This is a genomic window from Mesorhizobium sp. M0663 (genome assembly GCF_040320585.1).
Classification (GTDB): domain Bacteria; phylum Pseudomonadota; class Alphaproteobacteria; order Rhizobiales; family Rhizobiaceae; genus Mesorhizobium.
Genome location: NZ_JAMYPX010000016.1, coordinates 69,767 through 93,872, shown reverse-complemented (window position 1 = coordinate 93,872; position 24,106 = coordinate 69,767). Strand labels below are relative to the sequence as shown.

The 24,106-nt window shown below is 63.0% G+C and carries 24 protein-coding genes and 1 pseudogene; 13 read left to right on the top strand and 12 right to left on the bottom strand.

From position 1 onward, the window contains the following. Positions 1–79: 79 nt before the first annotated feature. A complete protein-coding gene (locus tag NKI54_RS23915) occupies positions 80–709 on the bottom strand; it encodes an ATP-dependent Clp protease proteolytic subunit (protein ID WP_023674655.1) in 630 nt (209 codons plus the stop codon). 347 nt (positions 710–1,056) lie between these two features. Here NKI54_RS23915 and NKI54_RS23910 point away from each other — a divergent pair, with 347 nt between their 5' ends. Then, a complete protein-coding gene (locus tag NKI54_RS23910) occupies positions 1,057–1,647 on the top strand; it encodes a hypothetical protein (RefSeq protein WP_352692523.1) in 591 nt (196 codons plus the stop codon). A gap of 4 nt (positions 1,648–1,651) precedes the next feature. Here the strand turns inward: NKI54_RS23910 and NKI54_RS23905 are convergent, their stop codons facing one another. Continuing rightward, positions 1,652–2,755, bottom strand: a complete 1,104-nt coding sequence (locus tag NKI54_RS23905; protein ID WP_352681566.1) for an NAD(P)/FAD-dependent oxidoreductase — start codon at positions 2,753–2,755, stop codon at positions 1,652–1,654. Positions 2,756–2,852: 97 nt separating this feature from the next. Between NKI54_RS23905 and NKI54_RS23900 the strand changes: the two genes are divergently transcribed. Beyond that, positions 2,853–4,100, top strand: coding sequence for a cytochrome P450 (locus tag NKI54_RS23900; RefSeq protein WP_352692522.1), 1,248 nt, complete (start codon positions 2,853–2,855; stop codon positions 4,098–4,100). A gap of 25 nt (positions 4,101–4,125) precedes the next feature. Here the strand turns inward: NKI54_RS23900 and NKI54_RS23895 are convergent, their stop codons facing one another. From NKI54_RS23895 to NKI54_RS23875, 5 genes are all read right to left on the bottom strand, one after another. Then, positions 4,126–4,476 (bottom strand): cupin domain-containing protein, encoded by a 351-nt coding sequence (locus tag NKI54_RS23895; protein ID WP_023674651.1) that lies wholly within the window; start codon positions 4,474–4,476, stop codon positions 4,126–4,128. A gap of 5 nt (positions 4,477–4,481) precedes the next feature. Then, positions 4,482–5,762, bottom strand: a complete 1,281-nt coding sequence (locus NKI54_RS23890; protein ID WP_023674650.1) for an O-acetylhomoserine aminocarboxypropyltransferase — start codon at positions 5,760–5,762, stop codon at positions 4,482–4,484. A 158-nt stretch (positions 5,763–5,920) separates the two neighbouring features. After that, positions 5,921–6,442, bottom strand: a complete 522-nt coding sequence (locus NKI54_RS23885; RefSeq protein WP_023674649.1) for a CoA-binding protein — start codon at positions 6,440–6,442, stop codon at positions 5,921–5,923. Between the two features lie 74 nt (positions 6,443–6,516). Next, the gene (locus tag NKI54_RS23880; RefSeq protein WP_023674648.1) at positions 6,517–6,939 is read right to left on the bottom strand and encodes a VOC family protein; all 423 of its coding nucleotides are present in this window, start codon (positions 6,937–6,939) and stop codon (positions 6,517–6,519) included. 9 nt (positions 6,940–6,948) lie between these two features. Continuing rightward, on the bottom strand, positions 6,949–7,770 hold the full coding sequence (locus tag NKI54_RS23875) for an enoyl-CoA hydratase (RefSeq protein WP_352692521.1): 822 nt from the start codon (positions 7,768–7,770) through the stop codon (positions 6,949–6,951). Between the two features lie 151 nt (positions 7,771–7,921). Between NKI54_RS23875 and NKI54_RS23870 the strand changes: the two genes are divergently transcribed. From NKI54_RS23870 to rpsI, 3 genes are all read left to right on the top strand, one after another. Further along, entirely contained in the window at positions 7,922–8,386 is a 465-nt protein-coding gene (locus NKI54_RS23870) for a PaaI family thioesterase (RefSeq protein ID WP_352692520.1), read from the top strand. 214 nt (positions 8,387–8,600) lie between these two features. Beyond that, a complete protein-coding gene (rplM, locus tag NKI54_RS23865) occupies positions 8,601–9,065 on the top strand; it encodes a 50S ribosomal protein L13 (protein ID WP_023674645.1) in 465 nt (154 codons plus the stop codon). A gap of 1 nt (position 9,066) precedes the next feature. Continuing rightward, positions 9,067–9,549, top strand: coding sequence for a 30S ribosomal protein S9 (rpsI, locus tag NKI54_RS23860; RefSeq protein WP_023674644.1), 483 nt, complete (start codon positions 9,067–9,069; stop codon positions 9,547–9,549). Positions 9,550–9,657: 108 nt separating this feature from the next. Here the strand turns inward: rpsI and NKI54_RS23855 are convergent, their stop codons facing one another. Then, positions 9,658–10,551: a LysR family transcriptional regulator gene (locus NKI54_RS23855; protein ID WP_352636871.1), complete on the bottom strand. Its 894-nt coding sequence runs from the start codon at positions 10,549–10,551 to the stop codon at positions 9,658–9,660. Positions 10,552–10,645: 94 nt separating this feature from the next. On the opposite strand from NKI54_RS23855, the gene NKI54_RS23850 reads away from it, so the two are divergent. Next, complete coding sequence (locus NKI54_RS23850; RefSeq protein WP_352692519.1) at positions 10,646–11,524, top strand: aldo/keto reductase family oxidoreductase; 879 nt, start codon at positions 10,646–10,648, stop codon at positions 11,522–11,524. Positions 11,525–11,880: 356 nt separating this feature from the next. Here the strand turns inward: NKI54_RS23850 and NKI54_RS23845 are convergent, their stop codons facing one another. Then, positions 11,881–12,939 (bottom strand): glycerophosphodiester phosphodiesterase family protein, encoded by a 1,059-nt coding sequence (locus tag NKI54_RS23845; protein ID WP_352692518.1) that lies wholly within the window; start codon positions 12,937–12,939, stop codon positions 11,881–11,883. 305 nt (positions 12,940–13,244) lie between these two features. Here NKI54_RS23845 and speB point away from each other — a divergent pair, with 305 nt between their 5' ends. The 3 genes and pseudogenes from speB (at position 13,245) to NKI54_RS23830 (ending at position 16,026) form a co-directional block, all read left to right on the top strand. Continuing rightward, the gene (gene speB / locus NKI54_RS23840; protein WP_352449331.1) at positions 13,245–14,252 is read left to right on the top strand and encodes an agmatinase; all 1,008 of its coding nucleotides are present in this window, start codon (positions 13,245–13,247) and stop codon (positions 14,250–14,252) included. Positions 14,253–14,281: 29 nt separating this feature from the next. Continuing rightward, complete coding sequence (gene argC, locus NKI54_RS23835) at positions 14,282–15,208, top strand: N-acetyl-gamma-glutamyl-phosphate reductase (protein ID WP_352449330.1); 927 nt, start codon at positions 14,282–14,284, stop codon at positions 15,206–15,208. Continuing rightward, positions 15,209–16,026: pseudogene (locus tag NKI54_RS23830) on the top strand (aminoglycoside phosphotransferase family protein). Here NKI54_RS23830 and NKI54_RS23825 read toward each other — a convergent pair. Further along, a complete protein-coding gene (locus NKI54_RS23825) occupies positions 16,016–17,110 on the bottom strand; it encodes a COX15/CtaA family protein (protein WP_352636867.1) in 1,095 nt (364 codons plus the stop codon). The pseudogene NKI54_RS23830 and the gene NKI54_RS23825 overlap by 11 nt on opposite strands. Before the next feature lie 151 nt (positions 17,111–17,261). Between NKI54_RS23825 and NKI54_RS23820 the strand changes: the two genes are divergently transcribed. Then, positions 17,262–17,489, top strand: a complete 228-nt coding sequence (locus tag NKI54_RS23820; RefSeq protein ID WP_023674629.1) for a DUF2842 domain-containing protein — start codon at positions 17,262–17,264, stop codon at positions 17,487–17,489. Here NKI54_RS23820 and NKI54_RS23815 read toward each other — a convergent pair. Further along, a complete protein-coding gene (locus tag NKI54_RS23815; RefSeq protein WP_352636866.1) occupies positions 17,486–18,544 on the bottom strand; it encodes a polysaccharide deacetylase family protein in 1,059 nt (352 codons plus the stop codon). The genes NKI54_RS23820 and NKI54_RS23815 overlap by 4 nt on opposite strands. Before the next feature lie 89 nt (positions 18,545–18,633). Between NKI54_RS23815 and NKI54_RS23810 the strand changes: the two genes are divergently transcribed. After that, on the top strand, positions 18,634–19,863 hold the full coding sequence (locus NKI54_RS23810; RefSeq protein WP_352636865.1) for a GNAT family N-acetyltransferase: 1,230 nt from the start codon (positions 18,634–18,636) through the stop codon (positions 19,861–19,863). 22 nt (positions 19,864–19,885) lie between these two features. Here the strand turns inward: NKI54_RS23810 and NKI54_RS23805 are convergent, their stop codons facing one another. Then, on the bottom strand, positions 19,886–22,135 hold the full coding sequence (locus NKI54_RS23805) for a GumC family protein (protein ID WP_352636864.1): 2,250 nt from the start codon (positions 22,133–22,135) through the stop codon (positions 19,886–19,888). 255 nt (positions 22,136–22,390) lie between these two features. Between NKI54_RS23805 and NKI54_RS23800 the strand changes: the two genes are divergently transcribed. Both NKI54_RS23800 and NKI54_RS23795 read left to right on the top strand, forming a co-directional pair. Beyond that, positions 22,391–22,954 (top strand): polysaccharide biosynthesis/export family protein, encoded by a 564-nt coding sequence (locus tag NKI54_RS23800; RefSeq protein WP_023674625.1) that lies wholly within the window; start codon positions 22,391–22,393, stop codon positions 22,952–22,954. A gap of 12 nt (positions 22,955–22,966) precedes the next feature. After that, positions 22,967–24,091 carry a glycosyltransferase family 4 protein gene (locus NKI54_RS23795; protein ID WP_023674624.1) on the top strand — a complete coding sequence of 375 codons (1,125 nt, stop codon included), beginning with the start codon at positions 22,967–22,969 and terminating at the stop codon, positions 24,089–24,091. The last annotated feature ends 15 nt before the right edge of the window (positions 24,092–24,106 follow it).

Sequence of the window (24,106 nt, the reverse complement as noted above, 5' to 3'; positions counted from 1 at the left end):
AATTGTGGCCGAAATGCCGCAAGCTGCGCCAAAAGCGCGTGATCCCGCCACTCATTGCCACCGCGGGGCCACCGCGGGCCTATAAGGCAATACCTTCGACTGGCTCACGTGACGAAATGACCTTGTCGATGAGGCCGAAATCCCTGGCCTCGTCGGCAGTCATGAAATGGTCACGGTCGAGCGTCTTTTCAATCTCATCGTAGCTCTTGCCGGTGTGCTTGACGTAAACCTCGTTGAGGCGACGCTTCAGCTTGATGATGTCCTGGGCATGGCGCTCGATGTCGGAAGCCTGGCCCTGGAAGCCGCCGGAAGGCTGGTGGACCATGATGCGGGCGTTCGGCGTGGCAAAGCGCATGTCCTTGTGGCCCGCCGTCAAGAGCAGCGAGCCCATCGAGGCGGCCTGACCGATGCAGAGCGTCGACACCGCAGGCTTGATGAACTGCATGGTGTCGTAGATCGCCATGCCGGAGGTGACGACGCCGCCGGGTGAGTTGATATAGAGGTTGATTTCCTTCTTCGGATTCTCCGCCTCGAGGAACAGCAGCTGCGCGCAGACCAGCGTCGCCATGCCATCCTCGACCGGGCCGGTGATAAAAATGATGCGCTCCTTGAGGAGCCGCGAGAAAATGTCGTAGGCCCGCTCGCCGCGATTGGTCTGTTCGACCACCATCGGAACGAGGTTCATGTAGGTTTCGACGGGGTTCTTCATGGACTATCCCTTTTTGAGGATGGGATTCCGGCGCCGGAGATTTGCAATCGGGCAGAATCGGTTCTGGATCGTTATTGTGTAAATAGGATGCCGGCTCACCCTAGCGCAAGGCCGCCTCTCCTAGCCATCCAGTTAAGTCGAATCAAGGTTTCCAAACCAGTTTCGCTTGTCGCCGTGCCGGCAGCCGCTCTCCTGCCGTGGGAAGGGGCGCTCATGCCTGGCCGTTGTTTAGCAGTTTCTTAACCGCATCGCTTAACGAAAAGTGGTGAAACCGCTTTTTCCGGCCACGGCTTGCCCTACAATTCAACGTTGAACTCGCTTCACGCAGTTCAAACAGGGGGAGTGCGATGATCAAGAAAGTTGCTTCCTTGGCCGTTACCGGCATCAGCGTTCTCGGCATGGCGTCCGAAACGGCTGCCGGCGGACGCGCGGTCGAATGCTACGAGCAGGTCAATCGGCCGGCCGTCTACGACACCGTCTACGAGGATGTGCTCGTCAGCCCAGCCGGCCAGCAGGTGCAGTATGAAGCGCCGATCTACGGGACGCGCGAGCGCGTGGTGCAGATCGCACCGGCGCGCGTCAGCTACGAGATCGTGCCCGCCATCACCCGCACCATCTACCGGTCCGTGAGGGTCAATGACGGCGGCTATTCCTGGGAATGGCGCATCATTCATGGCCGCAAGGTGCTGTGCAAGGTCAGGCACAGGGCGCGCTATGAACGCGTGGCCGAAATCGTCGTGGTTGAGCCGGAACGCCGACGGCGCGTTGTCCTCCCCGCCGAATACGAGAGCGTCGCCGAAGAGGTTCTCGTGCGACCGGAGCAACGGCGCATCATCGACATTCCGGCGTCTTATCAGACAGTGCCTCGCCGCGTGGTGGTCAGGGAGGGCTCATCCAGCTGGCGGCGCGTGCATATTCCGAGGCATTGCCGATACTAGGCGCTCAGGCCACCTCTGCTCTGAGCCATTTCCTCAGGCCGCCGACATCGCCGCTGCCGACGCAGGCCGCAACCCTTCTGCCGACCGCCGCGCCGAACTTGTAGCCGTGGCCGGAGCAGGCCGAGACGATCAGGCATCTGCCTTTCTGGTGGGCCAGAAATTTCTCGTCGGCGGTAAAGGTGTAGGCGCAGGTGACCACTTCGGTGACCTTGTGCTCCTCGATACGAGCGATCGGCGGTGAAAACAGGTTGCGGATTGCCTCCCCCTCGCCCGGTACCGGCTGGCGGTTCCAGTCGGCATCGCTGGTCGGCACCCTGTGCAGGCCCGAGCCGAATTTCATGCCAGCGCCGCCGGAGGGCGGGATCACGTAGCCGTCGACGCTGCCGCCAATGTTGAGGACGACCGGTGCTGCCTGCCAGACCGCTTTCAGGTCCGCCGGCGGTTCGACATAGGCGAGCGCGGTGCGCCAGGTTTTCAGCTCGCCATCCAGCTCCGGGAACAGTTTTAGCACCCAGGCGCCGGCAGCGACGACGATCCGGTCGGCCTGCATCGTTTCGCCGCCCGCCAGCACGACATGCCCGGCCTCGGCGTCGATCTCGACCACCTTGCTGTTCTCATAGACATTGGCGCCGTTCGCGCGCAGCCACCTGGCGAGGCCGGCAGCGATCTTGCGGCAGTGCAGCGCGCCGCCGTCCGGCGAAAAATACGCATAGCGGAATGAACCGGGCTGCAGGAACGGCCAGCGTTCGACCGCGGCGTCCGGCTCGAACAATTCGAACGGGTAGTTCCCGGCTTCCATGCCTTCTCGGTATTCCTCGGCCTCGTCTCCGGGCTGGCGCGAAATGCAGATGAAGCCGCGCGGATCGAGATGGGTTTCACCGAGATCGGCCCACATCTCATCCCAAGCTTCATAGGCTTCGGTGATCAGCCGGCCGTAGCCCGTTCCGGCCCGGTAGGCGCGGCGGATGATGCGATGATGGTCGCCCGACGCGGCGAGCGGATTGGGGATCGGTCCCTGCTCGACGATCGAGACGAGGTGCCCGGCCTTGACCAGCGACCAGGCCGTGGAAAGCCCGGCAATGCCTGCACCGACCACGATCACATTCATGAAAACCGTCCTTCCGCAACCGCTTCGGCGGCTCACCTCACGGGAGGGCCAACATACGGTCTGGCACCAGACTGGCAAGCCGCGCTAATGATCTGGCATGACCGAATTGAAGCCGCCCTATCTTGCCTTTGATCCAGCCTCCCGCCGCCTGCGGCTCGATCCGCACGAACCGGCTTTTTTCCAGAACCCTTACGAAGCCTATGCCTTCCTGCATGGCGCATCGAACGCCTTCTTCTGGGAGGAGTTTGGTTTCTGGTGCTTTGGCGGCTTCGACGACGTCAACCGGCTGCTGCGCGATCGCCGCTTCGGCCGCCAGAACCCGGCCGGCATTCCGGACAGCCGGGGCATCGGCCAGGATCGCGCGCATCTCAGCGCCTTCGACGGCATCGAGGCCAATTCGATGCTGGAGCTGGAGCCGCCTGTCCACACACGGCTCAGAACGCTGGTCAACCGCGCCTTCGTCTCGCGTCAGGTCGAGCGGCTCAGGCCGCGTGTCGAAGCGCTGGCCAACGAGCTGATCGACCGTTTCGAACCAGGAAGAGTCGACTTGCTGCCGGCTTTCGCCGCTCCCTTGCCGATCACCATCATTGCCGAGATGCTCGGCGTGCCGGTCGACATGGGGCCGCAGCTGCTCGACTGGTCGCATCGGATCGTCGCCATGTACATGCATGGCCGCACCCGCGAGACGGAGGACACGGCCAATCGCGCCGCGCGCGACTTTTCCGATTTTCTGCGCGGCTACGTCGCCGAGCGGCGAAAGAGGCCGGGCGAGGATCTTCTGTCGCTGCTGATTGGGGCACAGGAGGACGGTCAGAAACTGTCGGAGGACGAGCTGGTATCCTCGGCCATCCTTTTGCTCAATGCCGGCCATGAGGCAACTGTCCACCAGACCGGCAATGCGGTGCGCTCGATCCTTGCGCAAGGCGGCGACCCGCGCCGCTTCTTCGCCTCACCGGAAGCAACAGCCGCGACGGTCGAAGAGTGCCTGCGCTTCGACGCGCCGCTGCACATGTTCACGCGCTATGCCTATCAGGAGGTCGAGGCCGGGCCGGGGATCATCGTCCAGCCTGGCGAGACGATCGGGCTGTTGCTCGGCATGGCCAATCGCGACCCTACTGCGTTTGCCGAGCCCCTCGCCTTCAGGCCGGACCGTGCCGACCAGAAGAACGTATCGTTCGGCGCCGGCATCCATTTCTGCATCGGCGCGCCGCTCGCCCGGCTCGAACTGCAGGTGTCGCTGAAAACCTTGTTCGACCGGCTACCGCAGCTGCATCTTGCCGAACAGCCGCGCTTCCGCGACACCTATCATTTCCACGGCCTGGAAACGCTCGCCGTACACTTCTGAGCATTCGGTCCGGCGCGATGCGAGATCAAAGCTTGATCACATACTCCTTGCGAGTCGTTTCAAGCACTTCCCAGCTCCCCTTGAAACCCGGCCTCAGCACGAAACTATCGCCGGCTTTGACGGTGCGCGCCTTCCCGCCGTCTTCGGCGATCACCGAGACTCCCGACAGAATGTGGCAAAACTCCCACTCGTCATATTCGATACGCCATTTGCCCGGCGTTGCTTCCCATATGCCGGCATAAAGGCCGCCGTCCTGTTCCTCGACGTTCCAGGTGCGGAACTTCGGATCGCCCGAAATCAGGCGACCCGGCGCCGGTGCGCCAAGTTCCGGCTCGACGATGTCGACGCCGACGGACAGAAGTTTCGGCGTGGTCATGGCGATCAAACCTTGGCGAGGGCCTGTTCCAGATCGGCAACGATGTCGTTGACATCCTCGATACCGACCGAAAGCCTGACCGTGTCCGGCCCTGCCCCGGCGTTGATTTTCTGCTCGTCTGAAAGCTGGCGATGCGTTGTCGATGCCGGATGGATGACCAGCGACTTGGTGTCGCCGACATTGGCCAGGTGCGAGAACAGCTCGAGCGCCTCGACGAACTTGATGCCCGCCGCGTAGCCGCCCTTCAGCCCGAAAGTGAACACCGCGCCGGCGCCGAGCGGCGAGTACTTCTTCTGCAGCGCATTGTTCTTGTCGCTGGGCAGGCCGGGATAGGACACCCAGGCGACCTTGGGATGGTTGGAAAGCCATCCGGCGACCGCCGCCGCATTGTCGCAGTGGCGCTGCATCCTGAGCGGCAAGGTTTCCAGACCGGTCAGGATCAGGAAAGCGTTGAACGGCGAAATCGCCGCGCCGATATCGCGCAGGCCGAGCACGCGAGCAGCGATGGCGAAGGCGAAATTGCCGAAGGTCTCGTGCAGGACGAGGCCGCCATATTCGGGGCGCGGCTCCGACAGCATCGGATATTTGCCCGACTTCGACCAATCGAAGGTGCCGCCGTCGACAATGGCGCCGCCGATCGAGTTGCCGTGACCGCCGATGAACTTGGTCAGCGAATGCACGACGATGTCGGCGCCATGTTCGATCGGCCGCAGCAGATAGGGCGAGGCCAGCGTGTTGTCGACGATCAGCGGCAGGCCGTGCTTGCGGGCAATGTCGCCGATCTTCTCGATATCGACGAAGACGCCGCCCGGATTGGCCAGGCTCTCGATGAAGATTGCCTTGGTCCTGTCGTCGATTTGGCTCTCGAAGGTCGAGATGTCATTGGTGTCGGCCCAGCGCACCTGCCAACCGAAATTCTTGAAGGCGTGGCCGAATTGGTTGATCGAGCCGCCGTAAAGCTTTGTCGCTGAAACGAAATTGTCGCCGGGCTGCATCAGATTGTGGAAGACCAGCACCTGCGCGGCATGGCCGGAGGCGACCGCAAGGCCTGCCGTGCCGCCTTCGAGTGCCGCGATGCGCTCTTCCAGCACTGCCTGAGTCGGATTCATGATGCGGGTGTAGATGTTGCCGAACGCCTTCAGCCCGAACAGCGAGGCGGCATGGTCGGCATCGTCGAAGACGAAGGAGGTCGTCTGGTAGATCGGCGTCGCTCGGGCGCCGGTCGCCGGATCCGGCTTGGCGCCGGCATGGACGGCGAGCGTGTTGAAACCGGGCGTGCGGGCCATCGAAAACCTCCCTCAATAGTGAATGGTAAATGGTGAATGGTGAATGGTGAATGGTGAATGGCAAAGTCGGCCAGCCCCACCCTGATTGCAAGCGGCTCATATGCCGCCTTGCCCGCCTTCCAGAAAAATCCTTCTATTCACCATTCACTATTCACTACCTACTTCTGGCGAACGCCGAAGCTCTGGAATCCCGGCCGCATCAGGGGCTTCTTCGACGACAAAACGCCGGAATTGACGCCGGTCCAGCCGATCTCGCCGGACAGCTTGCCATATTCGATCTTGGGGCAACGGTTCATCACCACCTTGATGCCGGCGACTTCGGCGCGCGCGGCCGCCTCGTCATGGCGTATGCCAAGCTGCATCCAGATGACCTTCGGCAGCGGATCGAGCCGCAGCACCTCATCGACAATGCCGGGCACGACAGCGGAAGCGCGAAACACGTCGACCATGTCGACAGATCCTGGAACGTCGGCGAGTCTGGCATAGGTCATCTGGCCTAGAATCGCCTTGCCGGCCTGGCCGGGATTGATCGGGAACACCGAAAACCCTTTGCCGAGCAGATATTTCAGCACGAAATAGCTCGGCCGCACGTCATTGGCCGACGCGCCGACCATGGCGATGGTCTTCACCGAATTGAGGATGCCGGCGATATAGGCGTTGTCGTAGGCGTCGTGGTTCATGCCTCGTCATACAGCGCTTCGGAGTGAGGTGCCAACAGCCGCGTCAGTGGCTTGCAATGGGCCAGGGAAAGCCGTCAGCCGGGCAGCGAAATCGATCCGTCTTCCGCGATCGGAAAAGCCGGATTGTGCGCCACTTCCCAGATGTGCCCGTCGGCATCGGCGAAATAGCCGTACCAACCGCCCCAGAATGCGCGGCCAGCCGGCTTGACGATACGGCCGCCGGCCCTCTCGGCCATCGCCAGCACTGCATCGACCTCGGCGTCGGAGCGGGTGTTGTAGGCAAGGTAGACCGCCGACGGCGCTTTGCCGAAGGTCACGCCTGAATCCTCTTCGGCGCTTTGCCGCGGGAACAGGCCGAGAATGGCGCCGCCCGTCTGGAAGAAGGCAACGCCCTCGGTGATCCCGGCATGACGGGTCAGCCCCATGCCCTCGTAGAAGCGCACCGCGCGGTCGAGATCGTCGGTAGCTATGGTGATGATGGAGATGCGCGGTTCCATATCCGCCTCCTATTCCTCCGGCCATTCCGGCTTGCGCTTGCCGATGAAGGCGCCAATGCCCTCTTCCGCGTCGCGCGCCAGCATGTTCTCGACCATGACGCGCCCGGTGTAATCATAGGCCTCGGCCAGCCCCATTTCCGCCTGCTCATAGAAGGCTTCCTTGCCGATCTTGACGACCAAGGACGATTTGGACGCAATGGTCTGCGCGTATTTGGTGACAATCTGATTCAGATATTCGCGCGGCACGACGCGGTTGATGAGACCGAATTCCTTGGCGGTTGCCGCATCGATCGTCTCGCCGGTCAAAAGCATTTCCATGGCGTGCTTGCGCGAGACGTTGCGCGACAGCGCCACCATCGGCGTCGAGCAGAACAGTCCGATATTGACGCCAGGCGTGCAGAAGGTCGCCTCGTGCGAGGCGATGGCGAGATCGCAGCTGGCAACCAGCTGCAAGCCGGCCGCCGTCGCCAGGCCGTCGACTTCGGCGATCACCGGCTTAGGATGGCGAACGATCGCCTGCATCAGTGAAGCGCAGGCGGAAAACGTCTTTTCGAAGAAGGCCCTGCCGCGATCGGCATCGGCGCGGTGCGTGCTCAACTCCTTGAGGTCGTGCCCGGCGCAGAACACTTTGCCGGCCGCCCCAAGCACGATGACGCGGACGGATTTGTCGGCCTTGGCGCGGTCGAGTTCCGCCATCAGCGCCGCCATCACTGCAAGCGAAAGAGCGTTGGCCGGCGGATTGGCGAGCGTCAGGCGCAGCACGCCCTTGTCCAGCCTGGAGACGACCGGCCCTTCGGCAACGGCAGGTTTGATGGCAACGATTTCGGCCATGGGGTCATTCCTCCGCGATTCCGGATCGGTGATCGACTAATCTAGTATGCCGGTCTCGCTTCGTCCAACACCCCGCTTCTGCCATAATGAATGGCTGTTGCCAGAAACGGCATGCTGCGCTCATACAGGCAGGCGCAAACGAGGGACCGACATGCCTGCCCAAAGCAACCTCAAGCCGGTGCTGACGGCTGCCGAAATCAACGCGCTGATGGCGACCATTTTCCCGCAGCTCAACGACCAGTTCACCTTCTACGAGGCGTTGGAGGTGTTTCCAGGCGGCTGTATCGTGCGGCTCAACGCCGACGAGCGCCATTTGCGTCCCGGCGGCACCGTGTCGGGTTCGGCGCTGTTCACGCTGGCCGACATAGGCGGTTATGTCTGCGTGCTCTCGCATGCCGGACCGGATGCGCTTTCGGTCACCACCAGTCTCAACATCAATTTTGTCCGCAAGGCCGAGGCCGGGCCGATCGACGGCCATTGCCGCATCCTCAAGCTCGGCAAGAGCCTGATGGTGTTCGATATCGACATCGTCGCCGGCCCGGAGGGACACACGGTAGCGCACGCAACGGGCACCTATTCGATCCCGCCAAAGCGGATTGATGGTGTGGTAAAATAATACCTTTCATCCAAAGCATTGTTTTTGCTGTATTTTGATAGCTCGCCGACATTTCACGCGCCTTGACGCAGTCGCCGTCCTCTCCTATAAGCCCTCACGGAACAGCGGCCCGCAAAGGCCGCCGTTTTGTTATTGGCAGCGGGCAAGCGCCTTTCGCCAATCCAAGCAACAAGAAACGCCTTCTTTTGAAGGTCCGAACCGAAAGCAACAATCCATGGCAACCTTTTCGCAGAAGCCTGCGGATGTGGTGAAGAAGTGGGTGCTGATCGACGCCGAGGGTCTCGTCGTGGGCCGTCTCGCCACTGTCATCGCCAATCATCTTCGCGGCAAGCACAAGCCCACCTTCACCCCGCACGTCGACGACGGCGACAACGTCATCGTCATCAATGCCGACAAAGTGGTGTTCACCGGCAAGAAGTTCACCGACAAGGTCTATTATTGGCACACCGGCCACCCCGGCGGCGTCAAGGAGCGCACCGCGCGCCAGCTGCTCGAGGGCCGCTTTCCCGAACGTGTCGTCGAGAAGGCCGTCGAACGCATGATCCCGCGTGGCCCGCTCGGCCGTCGCCAGATGAAGAACCTCCGCGTCTATGCAGGCACGGAACATCCGCATGTCGCCCAGCAGCCCGTCGTCCTCGACGTGGCCAAGCTGAACGCCAAGAACAAGAAGGTTTCGTAAGATGGCTGAGCTTTCCTCGCTCGCAGAACTCGGAGCTGCCACCGGCAATACCAACACCCAGCCGGCCGCACCCGTCCACGTCCAGAAACTCGATAAGTCGGGCCGCGCCTACGCCACCGGCAAGCGCAAGAACGCCATCGCCCGCGTCTGGGTGAAGCCCGGCTCCGGCAAGATCGTCGTCAACGACAAGGTGTTCGCCGAATATTTCGCGCGCCCGGTGCTGCAGATGATCCTCAACCAGCCGATCATCGCCGCCAACCGCGCCGGCCAGTACGACATCGTTGCCACCGTCATCGGCGGCGGCCTCTCCGGCCAGGCCGGTGCCGTGCGCCACGGCATCTCCAAGGCGCTGACCTATTACGAACCGGCGCTGCGCGCCGTGCTCAAGAAGGGTGGCTTCCTGACCCGCGACAGCCGCGTCGTCGAGCGCAAGAAGTACGGCAAGGCAAAGGCCCGCCGGAGCTTCCAGTTCTCCAAGCGTTAAGCGCTGCGCAATTACACGTTTTCGAAAGGCCGCCTCCGGGCGGCCTTTTCCACAAAAAGGGGCACCAATCACCCCATCGGGCGCGGCTCGCACGCATGGTGGCAGACTTCAGGCCTTGATGAAGTCAATGAACGCCCGCAACGGCGCCGGCACGAGGCGCCGGCCGGGATAGTAGAGGAAGGGCCCGGAGAAGCTCTGCCACCAGGATTCAAGCAGCGGTTCGAGCGCCCCGCTCTCGAAGTGAGGGCGTAGCCAATCCTCGAACAGGCTGATGATGCCGGTGCCGGCGATGGCTGCATCGACTTTGAGGTCAGTCGCCCCGCCCAGGGTCACGAGAAGCGGCCCCGTCGGGTCGACCCGCACCACCTCGCCGTCGCGCTCGAATTCCCACGGCGGCATCGCACGGCTGGCAAAGCGGCCGCGCAGGCAGGCGTGGCCGAGCAGGTCGCTCGGGTGTTGCGGCCGGCCATGACGATCCAGGTAGGCCGGGCTGGCGGCGGTGGCGAAGCGCTGCACGCGCGGTCCGATCGGCACAGCGATCATGTCCTGCTCCAGCCGCTCCTCATAGCGGATGCCGGCGTCGCACCCCGCCGCCAGCACATCGACGAAGCTCTCCTCCGAGATCACCTCCAACCGAATGCCTGGATAGGCGGCGAGAAAAGGCGGAACGATGCTGGGCAGCACCAGCCGCGCCGCGCTGACCGGCACATTGAGGCGCAACGTACCTGCCGGCCTGTCGCGAAAGCCGTTCACTACGTCGAGGGCCGACTCCACCTCGGTCAAGGCAGGACCGAGCCGCGCCAGCAGGCCTTCGCCGGCTTCCGTCAGGACAACGCTGCGGGTCGTCCGGTTGAGCAGCCTGACACCGAGCTGCGTCTCCAGGCGCCGCACCGCCTCGCTCAAGCCGGACGCACTGCCGCCGCTGGCGCGTGCCGCACCGCGAAAGCCTTTGGCGCGCGCTACGGCCACGAAGGCGTTCAGATCCGCGAGATCAATCTGCATTGTTCGTCATTCCGCACAGCCCGTGCGAATTGTACCCAATTATCATGAGATCGGACAGCGTCTATCTCTGCACCATCCCTGAAGGAGAAAGACCATGTCCAGCGGCGACCAGTCCGGCACATTCATCCTCGGCGACCGCAAGGTGAGACGGCTCGGCTACGGCGCCATGCAGCTCGCAGGGCCAGGCGTCTTCGGCCCACCAAAGGACCACGACGCGGCATTGGCCGTACTGCGCGAAGCCGTTGCACAAGGCGTCAACCACATCGACACCAGCGACTTCTATGGCCCGCACGTGACCAACCTGTTGATCCGCGAAGCGCTCGCACCCTATCCCGACGACCTCGTTATTGTCACCAAGATCGGTGCCCGGCGCGGCCAGGGCGGATCGTGGCTGCCGGCCTTCTCGGCAGAAGAGCTGACACAGGCGGTGCACGACAATCTGCGCAATCTTGGGCTCGACGCGCTGGAGGTGGTCAACCTGCGGGTCATGTTCGATGCGCATGGCCCCGCCGAAGGGTCGATCGAGGCGCCGCTTGCGACGCTTGCCGAGCTCCAGCGACAGGGCCTCGTGCGCCACATCGGGCTGAGCAACGTCACCGCTGCACAGATCGCCGAAGGCCGCAGGATTTGCAGGATCGTCTGCGTGCAGAACCAGTACAATCTGGCGCATCGGGGCGACGATGCCTCGATCGACGATCTGGCCCGCGACGGCATTGCCTATGTGCCGTTCTTCCCGCTTGGCGGCTTCAACCCGTTGCAGTCGTCGACCTTGTCCAAGGTCGCCGCACGCCTCGGCGCCACGCCCATGCAGGTCGCGCTCGCCTGGCTGCTTCGCCGCGCGCCCAACATTCTTCTGATTCCCGGCACGTCTTCCGTCGCGCATCTCAGGGAGAACCTCGCCGCTGCCGACCTCGAACTGTCGGACGATGTCATCAAGGAGCAGGATGGTGTGGCAATGGCGGCCTGCGAGTAGATTACCGAAGGCAGTGATGAGCCAATCTCCCCCAAAATGGGTTCCCTTGCGGGGGAGATTGCCGGTAGGACAGCGAAGGCGCGCGACCTAGCAGGCGGGACAGCCGAGACGCTGAAGGATCGTCGCATTTTTCTGCCACTACGCCACATTTTGTTCTTGCTTTGTGCCGGCAGCTATGCTACTAATCTGGGTATGGTGCTAATTGGCTCCAACGACCCGCCCACGGAGGCGGGTTTTCTGTTTCTGGGTTCCTTCGAAAGTTTGGCGCTGCCGGCCTGGGGTCGGCGGGACAGCGCCCTTCTGCCCTGCCGGGCATCGTCACCACAAGAGGGAGATCCAATTCTCGCCGCGCCGGTCTAGTTGATGCTGGCCGTGTTGGCCGGCTCGGCCGGGCGCTTCTCACCGGCATAGGGCACGCGAAAACCGTTCGCCGCCAGCCAACCGATGGCGGCCTTCGGTTCGTCGGTCTGGATGATGGTGGCGCCGCGCTCGACCCAGAAGCCGTAGGTCTCGCGCGGCAGGCTGGCCGCGACCGCCAGCTCGTCGCCGCGGCCGCCGGCGAGGAAGCCGCCCGGCTTGTTGACGATGGCATAGGTGTCGGCCCAGATGTGCCAGTCGCCCCTCACCGCCAGCGCGCGCATGCGCGGGCTGAACAGCGGGCCGCCGGTCTCGGTCAGTGTCTCTGATCCCGTGCGCCAGTTGATCATCTCGACCGCGCGCATCGGGAAGGCCCGGCTCACTTTCTCGGCAAACATGGCGTCGCGAACCGCGTCATCGGCGATAATGGGCATGAACTGGAAGCCGCTGCCGATCGCGTCCATGGCGGCCTTGACACTGGCAATCCGCTCCGCATTCCACAGGTTCTCCTTGACGATCACCTGTTCGACCATGCCGAGGTCGCGCGCAACCGCGACCATGCCGACGAGGCTTTCGGTATCGAGCTTGTTGTCGAGATTGATGAGGATCCTGTCCCTGGTCGTCATCAACATCTCGCGCAACGTCGAGACCGTCTCGCCCGTAACGGCGCCGGTGCCTTCGATCACCAACCGGCAAGTCTTGAGTTCGGCCAATGTGTGCTTGTCGACCTCACCTTTGCAATTCGTCGTGCGGTCGAGCCAACTGTCATGCATGACGACGAACTGTCCGTCCTTCGAGCGCCTGATATCGACCTCGACGATTTCGGCGCCCGTTGCGATCGACGCCTCGACGGCGGCGATCGAATTTTCGGGATAGAGCGTCTTGCCGGATTGCATGCCGCCGGCGCGGTGCGCGGCCACTAGCACATGGTCGCGCCATTGGTTGGCGTGCTCGAAGCGGTCGAGAATCTGCCTGGCGCGCGTTTCGCCTGCCGATGCCTGGCCAAGGGAGAGCGCCAGCGCCGCGGAAAGCAGAAGGCTCAGCCAAAACGTTCGCATGAGACAAGTCGTTCGCACGAGAATCGCTCCGTACCGGGATCGCACCCCGGTTAAGCGATGCCCGTGACAGGCAGGTGAACGAAGCCGGCTTGCAAAATGCCGGAAAATCAGGTCAGCGCCGGCCGAGGCAGTCGTCGGCGGCTACTTTCGGTTGCTTGCCAGGCAATCTCCTGGCGAGCCATGCCGGGTTCGCCTGGCGAGCAAGGATTTGTGACCGGATCGAATGGCCATGATCCTCCGCAGGGGTCGCAATTCTGAGAATTATGTCCAATAAGGTTGCGCGTCGACGCACAGGAGATCGCTTCATGCCGCCAAGGACCATCGATCATGCCTTCACCACCCGCTCCAGGACGGGTGCGTCGTTCGAGCCGACCTATGCCGGCGCCCTGTCGTTCATGCGGCGCAAATATTCGAAGGACGTGAAGGACGCCGATGCGGTGGTGTGGGGCATTCCCTTCGACGCTGCGGTCACCAATCGGCCGGGCGCCCGTTTCGGACCGCAGGCGATCCGCCGCGCCTCGGCCATCCTCGACAACGATCCGCAATATCCGTTTTCGCGCGATCTGTTCGAACAGCTTGCCGTGGTCGATTATGGCGACTGCCTGCTCGACAGCGGCAATCACCAGAAGACGCCTGCCACGATCGAACGCGAAGCGGCGAAGATCCTGAAATCCGGCGCCTTTCTGCTGTCACTCGGTGGCGATCACTTCGTCACCTGGCCGCTGCTGAAGGCGCATGCCGCCATCCATGGCCCGCTGGCTCTGGTGCAGTTCGACGCACACCAGGACACCTGGCCCGACGACGGCAAGCGCATCGATCACGGCTCCTTCGTCGGCCGTGCAGTCAAGGAGGGCATCATCGACCCCGACCGGTCGATCCAGATCGGCATCCGCACCCATGCGCCCGACACGTTCGGTATCAAGATCCTGTATGGCCATGAAGTGGAGGAAATGCGTGCGTCCGACATCGCCTATGCCATCGTCGACCGTACGGGCGGCAAGAAGACCTACGTCACTTTCGACATCGATTGCCTGGACCCGGCTTTTGCGCCCGGCACCGGAACGCCGGTCGCGGGAGGCCCGTCTTCGGCAAAGATCCTGTCGGTGCTGCGCCAGATCAACCAGCTCGATATCGTCGGCGCCGACGTCGTCGAGGTTGCGCCAGCCTATGATCACGCCGATATAACGGCGATTGCCGGGTCGATGGTGGCCATGCACTATCTCGGGCTGTTGGCGGAACGAAAGGCCCGACTCGAAGAAATGAACCAGGGCAATCACGGCGTTGCCGGATTGAATCAGGCAAGCGGCATATAGCTTTGAGATAACAGGAATTTTGGCAAGCAATGAAACCGAAAATCTTCATCGACGGCGAGCACGGCACCACCGGTCTGCAGATAAGGGCGCTGCTTGCCGAGCGTGGCGACCTGGAAATCATCTCCATCCCGACCGAGCGCCGCAAGGAAACGGCAGCGCGCGCCGAGTTCCTCAATGCTGCGGATGTCGCGATCCTCTGTCTGCCGGATGCAGCCGCCAAGGAAAGCGTTTCGCTGATCGCCAATGACACCACCAAAGTGATCGACGCCTCGACGGCACATCGCGTCGCCGATGGGTGGGAATATGGTTTCGCCGAAATGGACAAGGACCAGGCGAAAAAGATCGCTTCGGCGAAGCGCGTCGCCAATCCGGGCTGCTGGCCACAAGGACCGATCGCGACGCTGCGGCCGCTGGTTGCGGCGGGGCTGCTGCCGGCCGATTTTCCGGTCACCGTCAACGGCATTTCCGGCTATTCCGGCGGCGGCCGGCCGATGATCGAGGATTATGTCGGCAAGGGCGAGGATGCGCCGGAATTCCTGCCTTACGGGCTGACGCTGCAGCACAAGCACGTGCCTGAGCTCAGGACCTATGCCAAGCTTTCGCACGATCCGATCATGCAGCCGGCGGTCGGCAATTTCGCGCAAGGCATGATCACGGTGGTGCCGCTGCAACTCGGCGGCCTCGACCATGTGCCGACCGGCGCCGAGCTTCACGCGGCGATCGCCGATCATTTCGCTTCCATCGATGGCGGCGTGGTCGAGGTGGCGCCGTATCTGCATCAGGAACGCATGCCTGACATCGATCCGGAGATCTATAATGGCACCAACCGGATGAAGCTCTACGTCTTCGCCAATGACGATCGAGCGCAGGCGCTGCTGCTTGCGGTCTATGACAATCTCGGCAAGGGCGCCTCGGGCGCTGCCGTGCAGAACATGGATCTGATGCTCGGCCTCTGAATGGATGTGCCGGCATTTCCAAAGCGCTGGAAGGTCGGCGCGCCCGAACTCACCGCCGACACGTTCAGCAGCCGCATCTGGAAGGTTGCGCGCGAGGACGGCTCGCCGGCAATCGTCAAGGATCTAAAGCCTTTCGACGATGTCGAGGACGAGTTGCGTGGCGAGCATTTCCTCGCCTGGCGACGCGGCGAAGGCGTGGTGCGGCTGCTCGGCAGCGACGGCCACCGCATGCTGCTCGAATACGCTGGCGACAGGATGCTGTCACACCATCTTGCCGAACACGGCGACAATGCCGCCACCGCGATCGCGGCGGGGGTGATGGCAAGACTGGTCTCGCCGTCGAAGCACCCTGCCCCGCCGGACCTTCAGCCGTTGCGGACCCGGTTTTCCAGCCTATTCAAAAAAGCGAGGGCCGATCGCGCCGCCGGCGAAAGGAAATCGCGGAACGGCTGCTGTCCAATCCGCACGACGTGCGGCCGCTGCACGGCGACCTGCATCATGACAACATCATGCACGGTCCGCGCGGCTGGCTGGCGATCGACCCGAAGGGCGTTCTCGGCGACCCCGGCTTCGACGCCGCCAACATGTTCTACAACCCACTTGACCGGGACGATCTTTGCCTCGATCCGCGGCGGATCGCGCATATGGCGCATGTCTTTTCCGCAACGCTCGGCCAGTCGCCGCCCGCGATACTGGACCACGCCATCGCCTATGGCTGCCTGTCGGCTGCATGGCATCATGAGGATCGCAATGCGGTCGACGAAAACCGCGAGCTGGCGATTGCCACAGCAATCCGGCGGGTGCGGCTCAGCCTCTGAGAGCAATCTCATGAGGCAGCGGATAAGCGCCCTTGGTGCCGCGCCAATGCGCGGCGGCGAAGCCGAGCAGGAACAGCGCGAATGCCTGATGCGTCAGGGCCATGTGCAGCGGCACATGCATCAATAGTGTGCCGATGCCGATCGATGCCTGCACCACGACAATCAGGAACAGAAGCGTCGCGCGTCGGGCATGCGTCGTGCCCGGCAGGCGCCGGCGTGTCGAGATCATGTGCCAGAGCGCGACCGCGAAGATCGTGTAGGCGCCGACCCGGTGGACGAATTGCACCGTCTTCGGATTTTCGAAGAAATTGCGCCATGCCGGCTCGAGCAGCAGCAGGTCGCCAGGGACCAGCTTGCCGTCCATCAGCGGCCAGGTGTTGTAGCTCAAGCCGGCGTCGAGCCCTGCGACCAGCCCGCCGAGATAGATCTGGACCAGCGCCAGCAGCACCAGGAAGCCGGCCAGACGTTGCGTCGAGCGGTCGGCGGCAGGTTCCGAGTGCGGCGCCAGCCCACGCGCGACCACCATGGTCGCCGTGAAGATCAGCGCCGCCAGCGTCAGATGCGTCGCCAGCCGATATTGGCTGACCGAAACCCGGTCAACCAACCCGGACGCCACCATCCACCAGCCTATCGCGCCCTGCAGGGCGCCGAGAAGGAGGATGCCCGACAATTTCGTGCCGAGGCCCCGCTCGATGCGGCGCGTCGCCCAGAAGAACAGCAGCGGCAGGGCGAAGACCACGCCGACACTACGCGCCAGGATGCGGTGCACCCATTCCCACCAGAAGATCGATTTGAACGCCTCGATGCTCATGCCGTTGTTGAGTTCGGCATATTGCGGAATTTGCTGGTAGCGCAGGAACTCCTCCTGCCACTCGGCATCATTGAGCGGCGGGATGACGCCGTGTATCGGCTGCCATTCGGTGATCGACAGGCCGGAATTGGTGAGCCTTGTAGCGCCGCCGACCAGTACCAGCGCAAACAGCACCAGGAGCACGACATAGAGCCAACCGCGTACCAGCGCGCGGTTGCGAAGGTCGCGATCGCGGGCGGCGAAAGGCGCGGCATCGGATATGGCAGCAGCCATGGATTTGTCCCGGCAGTTGAAGTCGCGGATTGGTGAACCATCGCAACCCGGCTTGCAAGACCGGACAGCGCGGCACGCCGTCGCGCCGTTTCTGGCGGGTTGCGCGTATTGGCTGTTCGGCCTAAGCGATAGCGATCAACGAGATCGCGCCATGCCCATTCGCCTGAAAAAGCTGATCGGAAGCTTCCTGCTGGTAGTGCTGGTCATAGTCTATGCGCTGGTCGCCTCGATCGTGGCGGTCGCCCAATTGTCGCAGTCCGGGCCGCTGGCGCACTTCATCTTCTTCCTGCTCAGCGGGCTTTTGTGGGTGCTGCCGGCGATGGGCATCATCAAATGGCTGATCCTGGAGCCGCGGCCGAAGGGGCGAGGCAACAGTTAGATCGTCACCACCGTCTTGCCGGCATTGGCCAGCGGCGTCGTCACGCCCGACAACATTGTTCGGATGTGGGCGACGCTCTGATAGCGGCCATTGACCGAAATGCGCGGTAGGGCGTGCAGGAAGCCGGCATGCTCGGCGCGGAGTATGCCGTGGCGGGTTGTCACCGCCGAGGCATAGCCGGCATCGCGGACTAGGCCTACTTCGCGGCGGCCGACGGCACTGGCATAACCGTAGGGATAGGCGAAATGGCGCGGCTCCTCGCCGAGTTTGGCCTGCAATATGCGCTTGACGTCGCCGATCTCATGTCGCGCATCGCTCTCGGAAAGCCGCTTCAGATTGCAGTGATTGACGCTATGTGCGCCGATCGTCACCAGCGGGTGCTCGGCCATGGTGCGGATCTCGTCCCAGTTCATCAGCGTGCTCGGGCGCGGACCACCCAACTCGATGCCGTTCGAGCGCGCCAGATCCCGCAACACCGCACGCTGGTCCTGCTCGCGCACCTTCAGCGTCAGATGAGCGTGCAGGCGCGCATTGGCCTGGACCTTTTTTCCCGGACTCGAGCAGTCGATTGTCACCGGGCCATCCGGCGTCGTCAGCGTCAGGCGATCGCGCGCATTGACGATGTCCTCGACCACGTCCCACCACAAATCGGCGGCGCCGTCGATCAGTCCCGGCGCGACGTAGATGGTGATCGGCGCGCCGTGTTTCTCCAGCACCGGCAGCGCCTCGGTCATGTTGTCTCGATAGGCGTCGTCGGCGGTGATCGTCGCAAACTGGCCGTCCTTGTCACCAGCCTTGATGCGCTCGATCGCCTCGTCAAGCGTGACGAAACTGTAGCCGTTCGCCTTCAAGTCGGCGATCACGGTGTCGAGAAACCCAGGCGCGATGTTCAAGTGGCGGTTGACGCCGTTCGGCTTTTCCGGTGTCGCGGTTACCCGATGCAGCATCAGGATAGCGCCGAGACCGCCGATAAACGGCTTGGCCAGCGGAGCGAGACCGGAATAGCGGGCGAGATTGAGCGCCAGTTTGCGGATTGCCTCGCCCCCGTCGATCATTCATTCACCTTTTGCGCCTAAGCTCATCAAGCATGGAATGCGCCTGCGCGGACCCCCAATCGCGACGAATACGCCCTAAGGATTGAGGTATGGTTGACGCCACCGCGTCATTTGACGGCAATCGGCTGGCAAGCAGCGAGGCGTCGCCGTGTGCCTTGCCGGCCGGCAAAGCCGGCCTGTCAACCTCGGTCGCCGATAGTGTGGCGTTGGCGGCGTACGCAGAATTCTGCCGTTCGGCGCTTTTTGCCCCTGCGCAAAGCGCAGGCTGGATCCTGAACTGGGCCGCACATACCGGCGCCGACGTTGTCGTTGCGACGCTGCGCGCCGAGGACAGGCCGGTTTTCTCACTGGCGCTGGAGGTCACTTGTAGTGGAGCGTTCCGCGTCGCCCGGTTCATGGGCGGCCGCCATGCAAACGGCAATTTTGCCGCCGCCGACCCGCAATGGCTGGCGAATGCCGATAGCGCGGCGATCCGCTCGATGCTGGCTGCGATTGCCAAGGCGCGGCGCGACATCGATCTTGTTGCGCTGGAGCGGCTGCTGCCCGATCTCGACGGCGTTGCCAACCCGCTCTCCGCCTTGCCGCATTTTTCGAGCCCCAATCTGTCGCTGGCCGCCGGTCTTGTGGGAGGATTTGACGCACTGCTCACCCGCGTGAGCGGCAAGCGCAGGCGCAAGAAGCATCGCTCGCAGGCGCGCAAGTTCGAGGCCGTTGGCAGCTATCGTCGCATCGAGGCGAGGACTGCGGACGAAGTGCACATGCTGCTCGATGCCTTTTTCGAGATGAAGGAATTCCGCTTCCGCAAGATGGGCATCGCCAATGTTTTCGGTGAGGCGGAGGTGCGCGCTTTTTTCCGCTCGCTGTTTGCCGACGCGCTTCAAGAGGAAGATCCGTCCTTCGTCCTGCATGGGCTGGAAGTCGCCGGCAAACTTCGTGCAGTCACCGGATCGAGCCGCTCGGGCAAGCGGCTGATCTGCGAATTCGGGGCGATCGCCGAGGACGACCTCGCACACACCAGCCCGGGCGACTTCCTGTTCTTCGAGAACATCCAGGAAGCCTGCGAGGCGGGTTTCGAAATCTATGATTTCTCGGTCGGCGACGAACCCTACAAGCGATTGTGGTGCGATGTCGAAACGCAGCATTTCGAGGTGCTGGTTCCGCTGACGCTGAAAGGTCGTGCGCTGGCGCTTGCGCTCAGGCACGGCGCAAGCCTGAAGGCATTCATCAAGCACAGCCCAATGGTCTGGAAGCTGACCAAGCTGCTGCGCCGCAAAGCCGTGGGGCGGACAGCACCGGCCGCAGGCGAAGACGACAGCTGATTTCGATTTTAGAGAAACTGCCTCAGGCGGCCGAGCGCCGTCCCGGCATTGGGCCCGGCGCCACATGGCCGATGGGCGTGACCAGCGTCAGGTCGGGATAGCCACTCTCGATGAGCGCGACCGCGGCCTGCGTCACCTCGTCGTCCGGCTCAAGCATGGAGAGCAAGACCTCGGTCCCCTCGCCCACTAGGCGGCTGATGCCTTGCGCGTCGGCCGGTCCGCATTCGACCACGACCAAATCATAGGCGGTGGTCAGCGACTGCATGATGATCGGCAGCCGGTCGGCGGCGCGCATGGCGCGGACCGGATCGGCTGTGCCGACGGGAATAACGTGGCAGTCCGAATAGAGATCGGGGTGGATCACATCGCTGAACTGCGCTTGCGAGGCGAGCAGATCGGTGATGCCCGGAAACAGCCCGCTGTCCAGCATCGGCCGCGAGGCGGCACCCGAAGCGGTGAGATCAAGCAGCAGCACGCGTAGCCCGGCGTCGGAGACTGCGCGCGCCACCAACACCGCCGAGGCGGCCGCCTCGTCGCCTTCTGGCGACACGAATATGGCGCGGGCGGCACCGGTGGCGATCAGTTTTTCCGCGGCCTTGTCGATGTCGACCTCGCCGAGGATAGAACGTGCCGGTTCAATGTCTCCAGCGGCCATTTCAGAGTACTCCGGTTCGATTTTCTCGGCAGCCGCTTCCGCCACCGCGACGGGTTCCGGCTCCACTTTGCTTTCAATGATATTGTCGTCGTCGGCCTCATCGATCTCGACGACTGCCGGTTCGGACCGGCCAACCGACGGGTCGGGGTCGGCCATCACGCGTTCGGCCTGGACAGCCGGCATCGCAACCTGCTCGATGCGCTCGAAATGGGCACCGGCGGCCGGACGCATGGCGCGGCCGGAAAACAGTTCCTGCAGAAGCGTGACGATCGCCATGATGAGCAACGAGCCGACAAAGGCCGCACTGACAATCGGACCAATCTTGGGGAAATAAGGTTCGGCCGGCACCTGGGCCTCCGAAAATACGCGAGCGTCGACGGGCAGATAGTTGCGATCCTTGCGTGCGGCCGCCTGGAGATAGCTGGATGAATAGAGATCGAGCTGCTGACGCTTGGTCGCGGCATCACGCTGCAGCGCATCGAGTTCCACCTGCTCTTCGCCGGCGCGGGCGGACGCCGCCTTCAGCGTGTTGACGTCTGCCACGAGTTGGGCCTCTCGCGCCTTCGCCGTCTCGGCCTGCGCCATCAGACCTTTCATGATCTTTTCCGCTTCGTTGCGGATCTGGCGGTCGAGATCCGCGAGCTGCGACTTCAGCGCGCGGATGCGCGGATGGTTGTCGAGCAAGGTGGTAGAAAGGTCGGCGATGTTGTTCTTGAGTTCGACTTGCCGCTCGCGCAGGCGCTGGATCAGTTCGGAAGACAACACCTCCGGAACGGCATCCAGCGAGCCGCCATTGCGCAACGCCCTGCGCACGCTGTCAGCGGTCGCTTCCGCCGAAGCGCGATTGGCGCGCACGCGTGACAGTTCGCTCGACAATTCGGACAGCTGCTGGGTGGCAAGCACCGAATTGTTGCCGCCCATCAAAAGATCGGACTGCGCACGGAATGCGGCAACCTTGGCTTCCGCCTCCTTCACCCGATTCTGCAGATCCGCGATTTCCGGCGCCAGAAAGTCGGTGGCGGCGGAATTCGATTCGAGCTTGGCATTGCCCTTGGAGCCGATATAGGCGTTTGCAATGGCGTTTGGGATCGCGGCGGCAAGCTTAGGATCCTCTGACGAGAACTCGATTGCGATCGCGCGGGTTTTTTCAACGCCATAGACGTTGAGCTTCTCATGCATTGCGTCCAGCACGCGCTCTTCCAGCGGAATCTCGAACGGATCGCTTTTCAAGCCAACAAGGACAAGGGCGCGGCTCAGCGCCGACATCTTCAGCGCCTCGTCGAATTCGGGCAATTTCGCCAGGTTGAGCTTCGCCGCCACCTGCTTGAGGATGTCGGGGGACGAGATGATCTGGACCTCGGTGGCCACAGCCTCTTCGTCGGGAATCGACCGCTCGTTGCCGTTGGCCCCGGCTGGCCGCGTGAACTCCGATTCTCGAGGCCCGATCTCCAGCTTGGCTGCCGCCTTATATTCGGGCGTTGCAAGCCAGGCGAGCGCAAAGGCCAGGCCGGTTACAACCAGTGCGACGACAAGGATGCGCAACCAGTTTCGCGCCAGGCTGGCGAAAAGCTGCCTGAGATCGACGTCGACATCTGCGGCCGCGGATTGAACGGACATGCATCCCTGCTCCGGTACTGAGTCAGCATGCACCGTAAACAACTATGGTAACTCAGCCGTTAATATCGCGGTAAGAACCTGTTAGGCTCTACTAACAAGCCGCAAACAAGAGGCTGAAAACCATCTGCATTTGTCGATCCGGCCCGCATCGGCCGCGCGCCTTTACCGGCCATTAACCCTAACAGGATGATAACCGAGCTCGATCGTTAAGGTTTGCCGCAGAGTCGCCGGCTATTCAAAGGTACGTGTCCGCTCATGAAAAGCACTGCTCCCCTTTTCCGCGCGCTGCTTGCCGTATCGATGCTTTCGGGCTGCTCCAGCTACCGGCCGACGCCGGCCGCATTCCATGAAGTTCTCGACCAGCCCTATCGCCTCGGCGCCGGCGACCGCGTCCGCGTAACCGTGTTCGAGCAGGAAGGACTGACCAATACCTACAGCGTCGACCAGTCCGGCTATCTCTCGCTGCCGCTCGTCGGCAACGTGCCGGCGCGCGGCCACACCGCCCAACAGCTTGAAAGCGAGATCGCCGAGAAACTGCGCCAGGGTTATTTGCGGGATCCCGATGTTTCGGTCGAAATCGATCGCTACCGGCCGATCTTCGTCATGGGTGAAGTGGGTGCGGCGGGGCAGTATTCCTACGTTCCAGGCCTGACCGTGCAGAAAGCCGTCGCCATCGCCGGCGGGTTCACGCCACGCGCCAACCAGGAAAGCGTCGACATTACCCGCGACATCAACGGCAAGGTGATAACCGGACGCGTGGTGACCTCCGACCCGCTACTGCCCGGCGATACAGTCTATGTTCGCGAACGCCTGTTTTGATGTGCTGACAAAGTGGCGGACACACTCAGGATCGTCCACTGCTTTCGCTCACCGGTCGGAGGCATCTTCCGGCATGTGCGCGACCTGACCGAGGCTCAGGTCGCCGCCGGCCATGCCGTCGGCATCGTCTGCGATTCGACGACGGGCGGCGATTTCGAGGAACGGCTGTTCGAACAGATGAAAGGCAGCCTGGCGCTCGGCATTCACCGCACCCCGATGCAGCGGCATGTCGGGCCAGGCGATCTCGCCTCGGCCCGGCGCACCTATAGGATCATAAAAGAATTGCGGCCGGACGTGCTGCACGGGCATGGCGCCAAAGGTGGCGCCTATGCCCGTCTGTTCGGCTCATTGTTGCGGGTATCCAGGTCTCGCGTAGCCCGCCTTTATTCGCCGCATGGCGGCTCGCTTCACTATGACGAGACCACCGCCATGGGGAAGCTGTTCTTCGCGCTCGAGCGCTTCATGGCTCGCTTCACCGATTGCCTGCTGTTTGTTTCCGATTATGAGCGGCGGACTTATCGCAGGAAGGTCGGCGAGCCGCCCATTCCGAACGCTCTCGTCCACAACGGCCTGCGCGCCGCCGAGTTCGAGCCGGTGCGGACCGAGCACAATGCGGTTGACCTCCTCTATATCGGCATGATGCGAGACCTCAAAGGCCCGGACATCTTCATCGATGCGCTGGGGCTAGCCGCGACACGGCTCGGCCGCCCATTGAAAGCGCTGATGGTCGGCGACGGCGACGACCTGCCGCGCTATCGCGCCCAGGTGAATCAGCTCGGCCTCGAGGTCAGCTTCCTGGCGCCGATGCCGGCCAGGCTCGCCTTCACGCTGGCCGAACTGGTCGTCGTTCCCTCGCGCGCGGAAGCCATGCCCTATATAGTTCTGGAAGCGCTCGCCGCCGGCAAGCCGATCATCGCGACGGCGGTCGGCGGCATACCGGAAATCTTCGACACCGGCTCGCCTGCCCTGATCCGGCCCGACCCGCGCGAACTTGGCGACAAGATAAGCGCCGCATTGGCCGATCTCGACACCTACAAAGGCCTGATGCCCGGCCTCGCCGACCTCAAGGCACGCTTCGGCGCCGATGTAATGGCCGCCGAAATCGAAAAGGCTTATTTCGCCGCGCTCAAAAAATAGAGCAACGGGTTTCCA

What these genes read in the sequence shown, in the direction of transcription:
- NKI54_RS23915 (WP_023674655.1), bottom strand. Translation starts at nt 709, where the DNA reads ATGAAGAACCCCGTCGAAACCTACATGAACCTCGTTCCGATGGTGGTC.
- NKI54_RS23910 (WP_352692523.1), top strand. Translation starts at nt 1,057, where the DNA reads ATGATCAAGAAAGTTGCTTCCTTGGCCGTTACCGGCATCAGCGTTCTC.
- NKI54_RS23905 (WP_352681566.1), bottom strand. Translation starts at nt 2,755, where the DNA reads ATGAATGTGATCGTGGTCGGTGCAGGCATTGCCGGGCTTTCCACGGCC.
- NKI54_RS23900 (WP_352692522.1), top strand. Translation starts at nt 2,853, where the DNA reads ATGACCGAATTGAAGCCGCCCTATCTTGCCTTTGATCCAGCCTCCCGC.
- NKI54_RS23895 (WP_023674651.1), bottom strand. Translation starts at nt 4,476, where the DNA reads ATGACCACGCCGAAACTTCTGTCCGTCGGCGTCGACATCGTCGAGCCG.
- NKI54_RS23890 (WP_023674650.1), bottom strand. Translation starts at nt 5,762, where the DNA reads ATGGCCCGCACGCCCGGTTTCAACACGCTCGCCGTCCATGCCGGCGCC.
- NKI54_RS23885 (WP_023674649.1), bottom strand. Translation starts at nt 6,442, where the DNA reads ATGAACCACGACGCCTACGACAACGCCTATATCGCCGGCATCCTCAAT.
- NKI54_RS23880 (WP_023674648.1), bottom strand. Translation starts at nt 6,939, where the DNA reads ATGGAACCGCGCATCTCCATCATCACCATAGCTACCGACGATCTCGAC.
- NKI54_RS23875 (WP_352692521.1), bottom strand. Translation starts at nt 7,770, where the DNA reads ATGGCCGAAATCGTTGCCATCAAACCTGCCGTTGCCGAAGGGCCGGTC.
- NKI54_RS23870 (WP_352692520.1), top strand. Translation starts at nt 7,922, where the DNA reads ATGCCTGCCCAAAGCAACCTCAAGCCGGTGCTGACGGCTGCCGAAATC.
- rplM (WP_023674645.1), top strand. Translation starts at nt 8,601, where the DNA reads ATGGCAACCTTTTCGCAGAAGCCTGCGGATGTGGTGAAGAAGTGGGTG.
- rpsI (WP_023674644.1), top strand. Translation starts at nt 9,067, where the DNA reads ATGGCTGAGCTTTCCTCGCTCGCAGAACTCGGAGCTGCCACCGGCAAT.
- NKI54_RS23855 (WP_352636871.1), bottom strand. Translation starts at nt 10,551, where the DNA reads ATGCAGATTGATCTCGCGGATCTGAACGCCTTCGTGGCCGTAGCGCGC.
- NKI54_RS23850 (WP_352692519.1), top strand. Translation starts at nt 10,646, where the DNA reads ATGTCCAGCGGCGACCAGTCCGGCACATTCATCCTCGGCGACCGCAAG.
- NKI54_RS23845 (WP_352692518.1), bottom strand. Translation starts at nt 12,939, where the DNA reads ATGCGAACGTTTTGGCTGAGCCTTCTGCTTTCCGCGGCGCTGGCGCTC.
- speB (WP_352449331.1), top strand. Translation starts at nt 13,245, where the DNA reads ATGCCGCCAAGGACCATCGATCATGCCTTCACCACCCGCTCCAGGACG.
- argC (WP_352449330.1), top strand. Translation starts at nt 14,282, where the DNA reads ATGAAACCGAAAATCTTCATCGACGGCGAGCACGGCACCACCGGTCTG.
- NKI54_RS23825 (WP_352636867.1), bottom strand. Translation starts at nt 17,110, where the DNA reads ATGGCTGCTGCCATATCCGATGCCGCGCCTTTCGCCGCCCGCGATCGC.
- NKI54_RS23820 (WP_023674629.1), top strand. Translation starts at nt 17,262, where the DNA reads ATGCCCATTCGCCTGAAAAAGCTGATCGGAAGCTTCCTGCTGGTAGTG.
- NKI54_RS23815 (WP_352636866.1), bottom strand. Translation starts at nt 18,544, where the DNA reads ATGATCGACGGGGGCGAGGCAATCCGCAAACTGGCGCTCAATCTCGCC.
- NKI54_RS23810 (WP_352636865.1), top strand. Translation starts at nt 18,634, where the DNA reads ATGGTTGACGCCACCGCGTCATTTGACGGCAATCGGCTGGCAAGCAGC.
- NKI54_RS23805 (WP_352636864.1), bottom strand. Translation starts at nt 22,135, where the DNA reads ATGTCCGTTCAATCCGCGGCCGCAGATGTCGACGTCGATCTCAGGCAG.
- NKI54_RS23800 (WP_023674625.1), top strand. Translation starts at nt 22,391, where the DNA reads ATGAAAAGCACTGCTCCCCTTTTCCGCGCGCTGCTTGCCGTATCGATG.